The organism is Priestia sp. YIM B13491, assembly GCF_042787605.1.
In the GTDB taxonomy this organism is placed as follows: Bacteria; Bacillota; Bacilli; order Bacillales; family Bacillaceae_H; genus Priestia; species Priestia megaterium_E.
Window position 1 is genome coordinate 1,173,645 of the sequence record NZ_JBHZOR010000001.1, and the last position, 13,280, is coordinate 1,186,924.

At 33.1% G+C, this 13,280-nt stretch carries 15 protein-coding genes and 1 pseudogene; 8 read left to right on the forward strand and 8 right to left on the reverse strand.

Annotation, left to right across the window (positions count from 1 at the left end):
• The first annotated feature begins 23 nt into the window (after window positions 1-23).
• Window positions 24-860 (forward strand): alpha/beta fold hydrolase, encoded by an 837-nt coding sequence (locus tag ACFX4E_RS06095; RefSeq protein ID WP_217598715.1) that lies wholly within the window; start codon window positions 24-26, stop codon window positions 858-860.
• Between the two features lie 337 nt (window positions 861-1,197).
• Here ACFX4E_RS06095 and ACFX4E_RS06100 read toward each other — a convergent pair whose 3' ends face one another.
• Window positions 1,198-1,815 (reverse strand): methanogen output domain 1-containing protein, encoded by a 618-nt coding sequence (locus ACFX4E_RS06100; RefSeq protein ID WP_098334154.1) that lies wholly within the window; start codon window positions 1,813-1,815, stop codon window positions 1,198-1,200.
• Between the two features lie 303 nt (window positions 1,816-2,118).
• Window positions 2,119-3,018: an alpha/beta hydrolase family protein gene (locus tag ACFX4E_RS06105; RefSeq protein ID WP_377254505.1), complete on the reverse strand. Its 900-nt coding sequence runs from the start codon at window positions 3,016-3,018 to the stop codon at window positions 2,119-2,121.
• A 210-nt stretch (window positions 3,019-3,228) separates the two neighbouring features.
• Between ACFX4E_RS06105 and ACFX4E_RS06110 the strand changes: the two genes are divergently transcribed.
• From ACFX4E_RS06110 to ACFX4E_RS06120, 3 genes are all read left to right on the forward strand, one after another.
• Entirely contained in the window at window positions 3,229-4,011 is a 783-nt protein-coding gene (locus ACFX4E_RS06110; RefSeq protein ID WP_377258921.1) for a GNAT family N-acetyltransferase, read from the forward strand.
• A 250-nt stretch (window positions 4,012-4,261) separates the two neighbouring features.
• Window positions 4,262-4,693 (forward strand): terpene synthase, encoded by a 432-nt coding sequence (locus ACFX4E_RS06115; RefSeq protein ID WP_377254499.1) that lies wholly within the window; start codon window positions 4,262-4,264, stop codon window positions 4,691-4,693.
• A 167-nt stretch (window positions 4,694-4,860) separates the two neighbouring features.
• Window positions 4,861-5,286: a GrpB family protein gene (locus ACFX4E_RS06120; protein ID WP_377258924.1), complete on the forward strand. Its 426-nt coding sequence runs from the start codon at window positions 4,861-4,863 to the stop codon at window positions 5,284-5,286.
• 622 nt (window positions 5,287-5,908) lie between these two features.
• Here the strand turns inward: ACFX4E_RS06120 and ACFX4E_RS06125 are convergent.
• The gene (locus ACFX4E_RS06125; RefSeq protein ID WP_098966773.1) at window positions 5,909-6,499 is read right to left on the reverse strand and encodes a LysE family transporter; all 591 of its coding nucleotides are present in this window, start codon (window positions 6,497-6,499) and stop codon (window positions 5,909-5,911) included.
• 113 nt (window positions 6,500-6,612) lie between these two features.
• Between ACFX4E_RS06125 and ACFX4E_RS06130 the strand changes: the two genes are divergently transcribed.
• A complete protein-coding gene (locus ACFX4E_RS06130) occupies window positions 6,613-7,167 on the forward strand; it encodes a helix-turn-helix domain-containing protein (RefSeq protein WP_377258927.1) in 555 nt (184 codons plus the stop codon).
• A gap of 748 nt (window positions 7,168-7,915) precedes the next feature.
• Here the strand turns inward: ACFX4E_RS06130 and lepB are convergent.
• Together lepB and ACFX4E_RS06140 are read right to left on the reverse strand one after the other, a co-directional pair.
• Window positions 7,916-8,470 (reverse strand): signal peptidase I, encoded by a 555-nt coding sequence (gene lepB / locus ACFX4E_RS06135; RefSeq protein WP_377239140.1) that lies wholly within the window; start codon window positions 8,468-8,470, stop codon window positions 7,916-7,918.
• Between the two features lie 560 nt (window positions 8,471-9,030).
• Window positions 9,031-9,435: a hypothetical protein gene (locus tag ACFX4E_RS06140; RefSeq protein WP_377239139.1), complete on the reverse strand. Its 405-nt coding sequence runs from the start codon at window positions 9,433-9,435 to the stop codon at window positions 9,031-9,033.
• A gap of 554 nt (window positions 9,436-9,989) precedes the next feature.
• Between ACFX4E_RS06140 and ACFX4E_RS06145 the strand changes: the two genes are divergently transcribed.
• Together ACFX4E_RS06145 and ACFX4E_RS06150 are read left to right on the forward strand one after the other, a co-directional pair.
• Window positions 9,990-10,403 (forward strand): DUF6892 domain-containing protein, encoded by a 414-nt coding sequence (locus ACFX4E_RS06145; RefSeq protein WP_098332770.1) that lies wholly within the window; start codon window positions 9,990-9,992, stop codon window positions 10,401-10,403.
• Window positions 10,404-10,468: 65 nt separating this feature from the next.
• Window positions 10,469-10,807 (forward strand): hypothetical protein, encoded by a 339-nt coding sequence (locus ACFX4E_RS06150; RefSeq protein WP_377239138.1) that lies wholly within the window; start codon window positions 10,469-10,471, stop codon window positions 10,805-10,807.
• Window positions 10,808-10,977: 170 nt separating this feature from the next.
• Here the strand turns inward: ACFX4E_RS06150 and ACFX4E_RS06155 are convergent, their stop codons facing one another.
• A complete protein-coding gene (locus ACFX4E_RS06155) occupies window positions 10,978-11,604 on the reverse strand; it encodes a type 1 glutamine amidotransferase family protein (RefSeq protein WP_136789749.1) in 627 nt (208 codons plus the stop codon).
• A gap of 493 nt (window positions 11,605-12,097) precedes the next feature.
• Between ACFX4E_RS06155 and ACFX4E_RS06160 the strand changes: the two genes are divergently transcribed.
• A complete protein-coding gene (locus tag ACFX4E_RS06160) occupies window positions 12,098-12,538 on the forward strand; it encodes a YaiI/YqxD family protein (protein WP_028409936.1) in 441 nt (146 codons plus the stop codon).
• Window positions 12,539-12,652: 114 nt separating this feature from the next.
• On the opposite strand, the gene ACFX4E_RS06165 is transcribed toward ACFX4E_RS06160, so the two are convergent.
• Window positions 12,653-12,952, reverse strand: a complete 300-nt coding sequence (locus ACFX4E_RS06165) for a DUF2653 family protein (protein ID WP_028409937.1) — start codon at window positions 12,950-12,952, stop codon at window positions 12,653-12,655.
• Between the two features lie 13 nt (window positions 12,953-12,965).
• A pseudogene (locus ACFX4E_RS06170) lies at window positions 12,966-13,280 on the reverse strand (hypothetical protein); the annotation flags it as partial.

The window sequence follows — 13,280 nt, forward strand, 5'->3', positions numbered from 1 at the left end:
GACTATATACTGGAGGTAGCGAAATGGCAAAAATTAATGTAGGAACAGAAAATGAAGCACCTATTGAACTATACTACGAGGATCACGGGACAGGAAAGCCGGTTGTTTTAATTCACGGCTGGCCATTAAGCGGACGATCTTGGGAATATCAAGTTCCCGCTCTTATCGAGGCTGGATACAGAGTCATAACGTATGACCGCCGAGGATTCGGAAAGTCTTCTCAGCCATGGGACGGCTACGATTATGAAACATTCGCTGCTGATTTACATCAGCTGCTAGAACATTTGGATTTAACAAATGTGACGCTAGTCGGGTTTTCAATGGGCGGCGGAGAAGTAGCTCGTTATGTAGGAACTTACGGAACAGATAGAGTAGAAAAAGCAGTATTTGCAGGAGCTGTACCACCATTTCTTTATAAGTCAGAGAATCATCCTGAAGGAGCATTAGATGATGCAGGAATCCAAGAATTTGAAAACGGCGTAAAAAATGATCGCTTAGCTTTCCTTGATGATTTTACAAAAACATTTTTTGGGGTTGAAGACGGAAATGACTTAGTCAGCGAACCATTCCGACTTTACAACCGCGATATTGCAGCAGCCGCATCGCCTAAAGGGACGCTAGACTGTATAGCTGCTTTCAGCAAAACAGATTTCAGAGACGATCTAGCCAAGTTTACAATACCTACTCTTATTATTCACGGTGATGCAGACGAGATCGTTCCATTTGAATATAGCGGAAAGCGAACGCATGAAGCCATTTCTGGTTCCAAGTTAGCTTTAATAAAAGGCGGTCCGCACGGCTTAAATGCAACGCATGCACACGAATTTAACGAAGCGCTGCTGTCATTTTTAAGAGACTAAATATAAATGATTATTTTGTAAGTGAAAATCTGACGTATGAATAGGAAAAGCGAAAAGAAGTTGCCGGAGGGCGCTTCTTTTTTATCAGTTCATGCAATTAACAAAGGCATCTGATCGCTCCAAGGATTCTTTAGGGTGACGCATCTGATTACAAATAAAATCCCTAAATAGCTATAATAACTTTTACTTTATTTTTTCTGCTTACCATAATAATTAAAATGATTGATGAAAACAAAGAGCAACCCTTTAATTAAAGGCTGCTCTTTGTTTTATACATCTTATTTTGCTTTTCTAACTAAAACAAAATGTCTTAATAGTTAAGTGTGGTAATACAATGCTATTTACGTAATTCTTCTAATTCCGCAAGAAGAGCTTCAATCATTTCATCGCTTCTTCGAAGTTCTTGATTAAGCATATGAATCGTTTCCTCTTCCCAATTGAAAGGATTACCATAAGAAGGCGTAATAGGAAGATCTTCATACACATCTCCATTTTCTTCACTGTGTTTTGTAAAATATATAGCAACTTCACACATTGGATGACCAAGAGCAATACGCTGGCGCAAGCTCACTTTTCCATAGCCAAATTTCCGAGCTGCAATTCCTCCAAACACACTAGACGTCATCTTACATAAATGAGGAGCATCCTGTACGACGTCACCAAATGGACATTGGGTAGCGCTTACAACCACATGGTCTGGATAAACCGACACAATTTCAAAGTGACCTCCAATTGAATTTTTAAGGTCAATTATAACTTCTGCATATTCCTCTACCGTCCACTTTTCATGCTTATCGCTATAAAAGTCTTCCATCCATTCTCCAGTACGAATACCAATTTGTTTAATATATTCTTCAGCTACGGGGCCTACCGTTTTTTCATGAATCATTGCGTACTGTGTAATAAGTTTAGACAAAAATATATGTCCGCTTAGCTGACCTTTTTTTAAAGCCATATTGTAAATCCCCCTTTTGTTTTGTAAAAGAGTAAAAATATCAATTCAATAAGCAGCACTTTTTCTATATATCTCTATTTCTTAATTATTACAGATTAACAAGATCATATGTTATCTTTTTTGAATTTAAAAATATTTATTTGTAAATGCTGGCTGCTTTTTAAAAAGAAAGAAGGAGACTAGCATAATGGGCTTTATGGAAAATGAAAATCCCTTAGAAGCTCATCAGTTTCTAAGAGATTTTCATTTCTTTTTCGAGATATAATTGCTTCAAGAGAAAAGGTGGTACAACTGACTAATCTGTTAAAAAGAACGTAATAAAAAGTTCAATATAGTGTTTTGAAGGTCCTCATGAAACTCCTTGCGATTAAAGCCTGCCGGGTCCTGAGAAGGGGGGAAAGAAGGAGATTTCATAAAGTCGGGAAATGGGCTGAGAAATGAAAAATGCCCTCCATTTTCTACAACGATATGCTGAACTTTTTCCTTATCAGAAACGCCATTTAACACAAATTCTCCGTGAAAAGAAGGAGTAATCGTATCCTTTTTGCCTGTAATCATTAAAATAGGTATATTCACGTCTTCAAGAGCGCCTTTTTCCCTGAACCATCCGGCGGCTGGCGCTAAAAGAATAAGTGATTGAACCCGCTTATCATGATCAACAGATAAACAATAAGGCTTTTGATCAGGAGATTCAGAAGGAAAAGAAGTGGGAACTCCACCTGCTACAGCAAGAGCCGTATATCCTCCCATTGAATGGCCAATAAGAGAAATATTATTTGATTTAATGGATGGAGAAAAGGAACTTTCTTTTAAAAACCAATCGATTACAGTACGTATATGGGTAGACCGATTTTTTAGGTTATCTATTGTTCCAGATAGCGTATTATCCTCTCGATTATTAAAGAGATGTTGTGGTATTCCTACAATAAAACCATTACGTGCTAAAAACTGGGCAATGGTTCGATAAGCAAGAGGCGTGCTTCCATCTCCATGAGAAAGAATGACTAAAGGAAATGATCCATCTGAAAGCGGAGCATTTTGCGCAGCGCTTATCGTGTAAGGTCCCATCTTTTCAACTTGTTCTTCTTTATATGTAGGATACATAATAAGGAGAGGCAAGGCGTGTTCATTTGCTTGATCTTCTATATCTACGAATTGACATCCGGCATAAAATGACTGTCTTTCAAGTTTTCTTATTTGCACTTATATACTCCTCCTTGCTTTTAACAATCTTTATTATAACAAACTTATATATGAATTTTTTTTGATTTAGCTCTCTTGAAAAAGAGTAATTAACCTTTATTTTAATTATTCGTCGGGCTGTTTTTGTATCGATAAAGCACATTATGATAACTAAATTTATGCATACACTTATATAATGAAGACAGTGATATGTATTAAGGGGGAAATAAAATGCATTGTTTAGAACCAAAAGATTATTACAAGATAAATAACATGTTAGAAGCGTCATTTAAGACTCCTACCTTTGCTTTTTCTGTCGTTAATCATGTTATTCCAGGAGCTGTGTACGTAAATGATATTGTGAGGCCATCATCAGGATTTCTTAGAATACGTGCAGGTGACTATTATGTATTTGGACAAGGGAATGACGAGGTATTTAATAACTTTCTCTATCGTTATTTTGTTGAGAACGTGTATGGTAAGGAGAAACGGTTTACAGTTTTTACTCCATCCACTGACTGGGAAACTGTTTTTGACGAAACTTTCAAAACGTATGTAAAGAAAATGACGCGTTCTAAGTATAGGTTTCTTCCTTCAAAAGTGCATTCTACATACAGCTTGTCCAATCCCTATGAGTTACAAGATTTTAACGCTGATTCTTTAAGGAAAAGTGAGAATTTCAATGAATCATATATAGTGGAGTACTGGGGATCAGAAAAAAATTTTCTGAAAAACGGATTAGGAGTTTGTCTAATCCATAAAGAAAAGATTATCGCTGAATGTGTGTCTATTTTTCATAGTGGAACCATAGCTGAAATCGATATTGTGACTAATCCTAACTATAGAGGACAAAGATTGGGAAAGATAGTGGGCCAGGCGTTTATAAATAAATGTTTAGAAAAGAATGTTATGCCTGCTTGGGATTGCGATAAGAACAATAAAGCCTCGAAAGCACTAGCCAATAAACTTGGGTTTTCGAATGAAGAGGATTACGCTTTATATGTATTAAAATGAAAAGAGAATGAGACATAAATAAATCAATACAATCTACAGACGAACGAATGGAATGCATGAGCAAATGGCTTGTTACACCGCGGTTGATTTCCGTGTAAGACGTTGCTTTCCGCAGGCGGCCGATAAGCCTTGCCCTCTAATTACCAGCACACAAGATGATTTTACTGTAAACTGAATCCTATGCTCGTTAGGTTTAACAGTATCTACTTTATTAAAATATCCTGAATTCTTATTTGGGTAGGAGGACCTTATGATATCGTTTAATAGAATTATAAAATTGCGAGATTTGGAAATTTTTCGAGTGTCAAAAAACGGAACAATCTTTTCTTATGTAGTTATTGAAGACACGAGAAAGCCATTTACAGAAGAAGATAAAAAACTAGATCCATTATGTTATATGGAGGAAGAAGATATTAACGCGATTTTAAATGTGTTTAGGATTTCATTAGTCAATGATGAAAAATTAAGTGAAGAAGAGTCACTTTTTCTAAAATCGTTCTTTTCAGATTTTGTTAATAATACAAATTTAACGAATTTTATTATTACGGAATATATTCAAGAAGATTTGTATGATCATGACGTTAATATAAAATTTTTCAATAAAATTTTAAAGGATATAGGTTCAAATTATATTATTGAAGAATTTGATGAAATGAACTGGATTTATTTATCTCAAGATTAAAATATAACGATGTGTACTATATACAAAGCTAGTTTACATAAACACTTTTCTAAGAAGGCATATATTATAATTTAGAAGATACTAAGATTTTTGCAATCAATTTAATCCTTTAATATATTGTCCATGTGATCAAGGATTAAGGGGGAGAAAAATGAATATTACAGTAGTTGCACATAATCCAAATTGGAAGTACTTCTATTCAAAACTTAAAAGCAAAACCTATTATTGATATTCTATTGGTAGTTAATGACATTAGCAGGTTAGATAATTACTCAGACCAATTTGAGAAGCTCGGATATGAAGTAATGGGGGAGTTTGGAATCAAAAGAAGAAGGTATTACCGTAAAGGTGGGGATAATCGCACCCATCAAATTCACGCTTTTCAGTATGATAATATTCAAGAGATTGAAAGACACTTATCTTTTAGAGATTATCTTCGTCAAAATCAAATGATGAGCAATGAATATGGAGCATTAAAAGCTGAGTTAGCTCATAGATTTCCCAATGATATCGAGGGCTATAGTGATGGTAAGGATGCATTTGTTAAAAGAATCGAAAAAGAAGCGCTTAAATGGCATTGGCTTAATCGTTGAAATTAAAGAAAAAGAGTTAAACTAGTTAATATAATATTGTGTCTCAATACATTGTATACTCCATCAAAGTTAGTTACCATGATCATTCTTTCCCTAATTTATAAAAGAACGATCTCTTAATACACAGGGGATCGTTCACTTTTTGACTCTCTCATTTATACACGACTTTATACATTGTTAAATTATCAACATTTCTATCACTTGTGAAACTGGAAGACTTGCATGAAAAACACTCTTTTTTATAAATATGGTAGTATTTTATATCTTGTCTTATATCTACCCTGAAATTTTCTAACCTAATTTTTGTGTAGAAATGGGCTGCTGTAGCTAAATATTAAATAACTATTGAAATTTCATAACAAATTAATATTGATCATATTTTATAAAATTAAAAAGGTAAGCAAATCAATAGATACATAAGAGTATCCTTCTCGAATTATGCATAACTGGTCAATTTATATTTTTAAGTAAAATAGTGATATAAAGTACAATATGTACGTTATAACGTTCAAGGAGGGGTTAATATTTCGCATAAGAGAAGTACTGACTCTTCAATAAAACGAATATTTCTAACGTTAAAATGATTCCATTGTTAAAATGGATCCTTAATCAAATAAGCAAGTTATTTGATAAGAATGGAGACTGCACTATACATTAATAATAAAGCCATAACTATATTAAACTGGCTTTTATACTTTGAGAGAAATTTTTGAAAAACCGAACCAAATAAACTCCAACAGAAAGTACTTACAAAGCCCACAAAAGCTAGAAATAAAGAATACATTATTAAACTAAAATTCGAGTTGTGATATGGAAGAATAAAGGTTGCTATAGCCGTTATACCATACAGAATACCTTTTGGATTTATAAATTGTAAAAGCATCCCCATGAAAAAACTGTTATTCCTGTTTTCATCGTTATTTTTATCGTCATCTTTATCTTTACTCAAAATAATTTTTATAGCTAGATAGACCATATAGATTGCTCCTAAGACCGTCATGAAAAACTCAATTTTCGGGATGGAATTTTGGAGTAAAACATTAAAATAACTACATAACAACATTACTACGAGAAAGCCTGCACCTACTCCTAAACAAAATTTTGTAGTCTTTCTCAAACCGTATTTGTTAGCAAATAACATGGCCATAATATTGTTAGGACCAGGGGTAAAACTGGTGACAAAAATATATAGCAAAAATGATAATAATGGCATATTTGTACCTCCTCTAATATGTATATTATAATGTTCAAAAAGGACGATATAACGTCGTGCTTTTTATTTTACATTACGGTCGTTATATTGTACATAGTGATAGGAGTGTATTTATGGAGGAAATAAATCTTATTATCGCCAAAAACCTAAAAAATTTTAGAGAAAGTAAGAAATTAAGTCTCGAAAAAGTTGCAGAATTAACTGGGGTAAGCAAGACAATGATAGGGCAAATTGAAAGAGGAGAATCGAGTCCTACAATTACAACTATTTGGAAAATAGCTAATGGATTAAAAATTTCTTTTACTTCATTAATAAATAATCCTCAGCCAGACACCAAAGTCATTTCAAAAACCGACATTCAAATATTATCTGAAGACAACGGAAAATATCAAGTCTACCCTTATTTTCCCTTCGAGGATGATAGACGCTTTGAAGTTTATTCTGTAGAAATAGAAGAAGGTGGATCTCTAGACGCTGATTCGCATAGGGAAGGGACTGAAGAGTTCATAACTGTCTTTGAAGGTGAACTCACTATAAGTGTAAATAGCAATGAATATACGATAAAGAGTGGGAATGCTATTAGGTTCAAAGCTGATAGAGCTCATTCTTATTATAATCGCGGAAAAACATTAGCTCAATTAAGTATGATCATATATTATCCAGTTTAAATAGCGTTCTTCAAGAACGCTATTTTATTTTTGTATTAAACCGGTACAACTAATGAAAGATTTAATGGCCAACCAATAAAGCATTGAATCGTTAGATACTATGTAGAGCGGTTAACCAGTAGCGGCATAGAAAGTGGAAAGACTACTTCCTATGATTCTTAGACTTTTGTATTATATAGGTTTTTATGTTAGGTTATGGATATCCTTCTGTTGTGTTAGAAAGGAGTGAATTCATATCTTAAAAATAGCAATTGCTTCAATCATTGCAGGCCTTTTATTTAGTCTTTGTGCAAAATTAGTGATGTATACGAGATGGTCTAAGCTGTTTGTAAAGGCTAATGAAGATACTCATAAACCAATTAACTTTGTTCTTCAGGGGGCTTTATTTGCCGTTATTATGTTCATCATGTTTTTAATTGTAAAACCTTTTACATAGGAATAACGTTATAGCTGGAGTGATCAATTATTAATCTTTCATATTTAGGAATAGGTTTTGTAGCTATTTTTCTATCTGCATTTTTGATGAAGGCGTTTGTTGCCAATGATACGCTATCTACTATTTTTTCAGTTTTGACTGCTGCTGTAGGAGCAGCAGCTATTTCTCACTTTCGCAGAAAATATAAGGAAAAGTGAATTTAAACAGGGGCTGCAGTTAGTGTAGGGCTTAAAGCAACAATGCTTCATTTCATGCGACGGACTGAAAAAGAAAGAGAAAAAGCTCCCTTTCATAAGGGAGCTTTAAAAGATTTTACTTAATCCATTCAAATTCTTTTAAAGGCCAATAAGCTAATTTAGCTTTTCCTACGATTTTGTCCACGGAGATTGTTCCTACTTCGGGTGATCTGCTATCTAAGCTGTACATTCTATTATCTCCCATGACAAATAATTGACCCTTTGGAACGGTTTTGCTGCCTGTATGATCTCCAAGTTTAAAATCCTCAGTTAATGGGCCTGTTCCTATTTCTTTTTTATATTGATCTAAATAAGGCTCTTCATATCTTTTACCGTTTACATATAGCGTGTCATTGCGATATTCTATATGATCACCAGGTAAACCAATGACTCTTTTAATATAGTCTTTTTCCTTTGTAGCATGAAAAACGATAATATCAAATCTTTTTATATTATCTGGGTTATTTTTACCCAGTTCATTAAGAATGATATGTTCACTATCTTTTAAAGTAGGCATCATCGATTCGCCGTCTACTACTATAGGGGTAAATAGGTACTCTCTTACCACAAAAGCCAGAATACAGGCAATAATAATGGATTTAATCCATGAAAACAATTCTTTTTGTTTCAATTTAAAACTCCTCTACAACCGTAATACATGTTTAAAAGTATAGCACAATATATAGAAATAAACCTTTAATTTAACAATTAAAGGTTATATATGCTAGCATTTACAGCGGAAAAGAAGTAATTAATTCTGAGTATATTGGAAACTATAATTATGCATATACAGGAGAATTAGTATTTAGTAAAAAATCCATACTTATGGGTGGCGGTGGAGTAGGGGTTGGACGACCAGAAGATTCTAAAGATAAAGATACAATAAAAAAGGATTATAATGCTGCTTCGTACTCGGATAAGTATGAATGAACACTTATAAAGAGCAACCTCGTCATTGGCAAACGAGGCTGCTCTTAAATTTTTTTTGGTACTTGTCATACAAATTTTATTTTTCATCTTCACACGCAGAAAAGTTTGTGATATAATTCACATGTGAAGATATCCATAAGGATCTAACACACTCTTGAATGTAAAGTAGAAAAAGCTATTTCACTCCGATGCCAATACGATTGAAATAGCTTTTTTTGCGTTCAGATTATAGATGCGAAAAAATTGTTAGCATAGGGAAGTTTATTTTTCGATTCTAACTAATGTTTTTTCAGGCATCTCAATAGCATCTATATCAAAGTAATGGATGTTTAAAGTTAGTTCTCCTTTTCGCTTTTCAGCTTCTTCTCCTATCCAACAACTATACAATTCAAAAAAATCTCCTGATTTAAGATAGTGATCCATCAATCGACATAGTGCAAGTAGTTTCTCTTTTGATTCTTTCAGTCTGCTTTTATTCATATATTCCGTAATTTCAATTCCCCAGTCACTTGACACTTCATAAACATAAGAAGTAGTAAAATGATGTTTTTTTATGTTTAATCGATGCATTTCATCTGAAAAGCAGCTTCCAATAGTAACTATATCATCCATTTCGTCATTAATAGACAATTTTACATTCAAACCTATATAGGTGGCTAAACTCATTTGTATTCACTCCTTTTTCCATCTGAATAATCTATTAAATTTCATAGAATTAATCTAATAAAAACCTACATAGTATGATCAAAAAGGCTTTTCCTTAGATTTTATTATAGATGGTCGGGTTTTATTCGAGCTTGACTATTATTCTATTTAATATAAAGGGTAAAATTCTAATTTTTATAAAAAAATATTGAAATACCAGAAGGATCACTATTTGTTAGAGGAGATGAAAGTACTATTAAAAGAGGTTCGTAATAATTTAATTTCTAATGGCAATTCAGTATGATTTAATAAGTGGAAAATGATTATTAAACAATTGAAAGTGTATTTATGAAAAAGGTTTTAACAACTTCTGCTGTACTGTTGTTAGCATTATCAGCTTGCAGTAGTAATCAAACCGAGTAAATGAGAGCAGACCTTCTTTTACAAGGGCTGTTATTTCTCTGCCTGTCAAAGTCAACAATATAAACAGGTTTTATTTATATATGATTGTTATAATACTAACAGTTCAGATTAAATTATAAGTTTAGGACAGAAATAAAATCGGAGGTAGTAAAATGGGGAAAAGTGAAATGTTTAAAGATTTTAATTTTAAACTAGTGGTTATTGAAGCTTTATTAGATCAAGATCCGTTATTTCTAAAAGAATTAACCGATTTAAAAGATAAGTATATCAATAATTTCGAATGGTATTCTGGAGCTGGACCCATTGTTGAAATCAGAGATTATTTAGAAGAGTTAACGTTGGAAAAGAGTGATTTAGAAAAGGTTGAATGCCTTTGCTTTGATGGAGGTAATGAAATTTATCATATCCTAAAGCCAGATTGGGACGGCGAAGATAGTTTATTTGACGTACTATCTGTTGAAGGATTTCAGAACTTAAAGAATCTAAAAACAGTGGACTATATTTCAATGTGCGATCCAGAAGTATTAGAACCATTCAAGGAAGCCGGAATTACGATTGAGGATTAATGAGAAGGACGTATTGTAGTAAGGGAAGCAATTCGTCTTTATGAAGAGTAAAGGGAGAACCAGTAATGAAATATAATGTTCAAATCTATGAAGATAACCAAGGAATGCTTATGGTAGATGTGCCTGATGAAAATTTTTTAGTTATAGATTTATTATTAAGTGATGTACAAGAAGATGGATCAAAATTATGGCTAGATTTAATTGATAAAGTACTTTCAAAGAAATCTTCTTATGAAGAATTAACTGGAAATGCCTGTACTATAGAAATTAAATATGATGTAACAAAAATTATGAATGAATATGCTGAAGAAGAACAAAATGCGAATTGTCTAATTGAAACAGCTGAGCTAAAACAGATTCTGCTTATGTGGGATAATGCTGTTAGAAATAAATACGCAGAATAGAAATTAATTAATTTAAAAGTATAGTGGAGCCTTTATACGAGATGAAGAAAAAATAAATCTCTTATAAAGGCTTCTTTTTGTTTCTTTCTAGTCAACATAAAACAGACTAGAGGTATCTACAAAAATAAAAAAGAAAATTATTGTAATCGACCTTGTATATAATTAGGAATCTATAATGAGCTCATTAACTGAAAAAAGTATTCGGACTTCTGAGTTTTATTTAAGCTATACCATGAATCTAATGTATTTGATGCAAATACATCTAATTTTTTTAATACATCCCTCGCGAATTCTAGAGGTGCTACTCCTGAAGCAGTAATCATGTTATTATCGGATACTACAGGTCCAATCTCATACAACTTCTCTCCTTTATAATTAGGACAGACCATTTTTGTATATTCTAGGTTATTAAGCGTATGCTTTCTAGAATCTAAGTATCCATTATTTGCAAGGGCATCAGTAGCACCACAAATTGCAGCTACAATAGTACCAAGCTCTAAAACTTCCCCAACTTTTTTCAATATAGGTTGATGAATCTCCTCACTCCATGTAGTTCCTCCCGGTAGAATTAAAAGATCTTTATCCAGAAGAGTGCACTCATCAAGAGAAATATCCGGCTGTATACTCAGTCCCCCCATTGTTTTAATAATTTCTTTATTAACTCCTACCGTCATTACTTTTAAAGGGGCTAAGCCTTGCCTGAAATATCTTCCTGAATTTAGTTCAGCAATTAAATATCCATACTCCCAATCTGACATTGTATTAAATACATAAATATAAACTTTTTTTGTTTGCATAGTAAGCCTCCCGAACTGACGTTCTCTATATTATACCATTTTAAAGACGTATATTCATAAAAAATGTTAAAATATTCAGAAAAAGTTAAGAAGATTGAGAATCATTTGAAAGAAAACAAAATAGAAAAAGTCGTAATAGTAGGATTAACAACTCCACACTTAGAGTATTTATATTTTGGATCTATTTGAGTTGTTATTTCCTCAACATTACAAGGTTCATATAAATGAATTAAAAACAAATCTCACCACACTCCCAATAAATAGAAAACACATTATTATTATGGGTTTCATAAGTGATAATAACATCTTTTTCATACTTTAGAAGATTACGTGAGATCAAATTAGCTTCTCCTTTTAAAAAAGAGAGCATCAAACGCGCGCTTTAATACAACAACTGTGTTTTAATAATTTTAGGTAAAATATCTTTATCATTTGACAAAGGATAAGTCTTCCATTATCATCAACTCAAACTTATTTACGGGGAGAGTTAAAGATGAAAATTTATGTTGATGCAGATGCTTGTCCGGTAAAAGATATCATTATCTCTGAAGGTACGAATGCTGAAATTCCTGTTATCCTTGTTACTAGCTTTTCTCATTTTTCTAATGTGGAACAACCATCAGGAGTGGAAACCATTTATGTTGATTCTGGGGCAGATGCTGCGGATTATCGGATTATGGGGTTAGTAGAAAAAGGGGATATAATCGTTACGCAAGATTATGGTCTTGCTTCGCTAGGTTTAGCAAAAGGGTGTGTGGTACTTCACCATAATGGCTCTAGCTATACAAATGAAAACATTGACCAATTATTACAAACACGTTATTTGAGTGCAATGGCTCGAAAAAGTGGAAAGCGTACAAAGGGGCCAAAACCATTTACACCCGAAGATAGAGAGAAATTTAAGGGGCTTTTTAAAAGAGCAATTTCACGTTAAAAAAGAACCATCCATTTTCAAGAAAAACCCAGAAAAACAAATTGTCCAAATATTAAACTAAACTTATTGGTTCCAGTACGAAAATGCTCGGAAGTCTCATGTCAAAAGTAATTACTAATTACTTAATACTTGAATAGATGCAGTAAATCTATTCTTTTCCGAAAAAGATAAATTAACTTGTAGATGATTCGCGACTAACTGGTGATAGTCCTGTAAATATACTGCAACAGCATCAATGATGTCTTGTTCATGCAATCGCGCTGTACGTCCTAATGCTAAGGTGGAAGCAGTAATCCCAAGGGAAGGATGAAGCTCCAAATCTACTTCTACCTGTTCAGGTTCAATTCTTTCTTTTAGAGCAATATAAATACAAACGCTATCCACAATATCTTGTTCGTTAAATAGTACTTCCATTCTAAATTTCTCCTTAATATCTTCTTCTTGTAAAGATGTTTTTAACTACCCAAATGATGACTAAAATCACAAGTATATCTACAAGAATTCCTAAAAAAGAAAATCCATGTGAAGGATTATTTCCATATGCACCGTTATAATTTCCACCAAATGGATGAAGCATATGCCCTAAAAACGCACCTGTTCCAAAAGCTGCAGCATGAGTCAGTATACTTTTTGCTCGTGAAGGCGGGGTCTGGTTATATGTCGTGTGAGACCTAGTATATGATGGTGTTCTTGTAACGTTGCTTGACGGAGACTTATATCCAGAATGATAAGTGCCACTTGA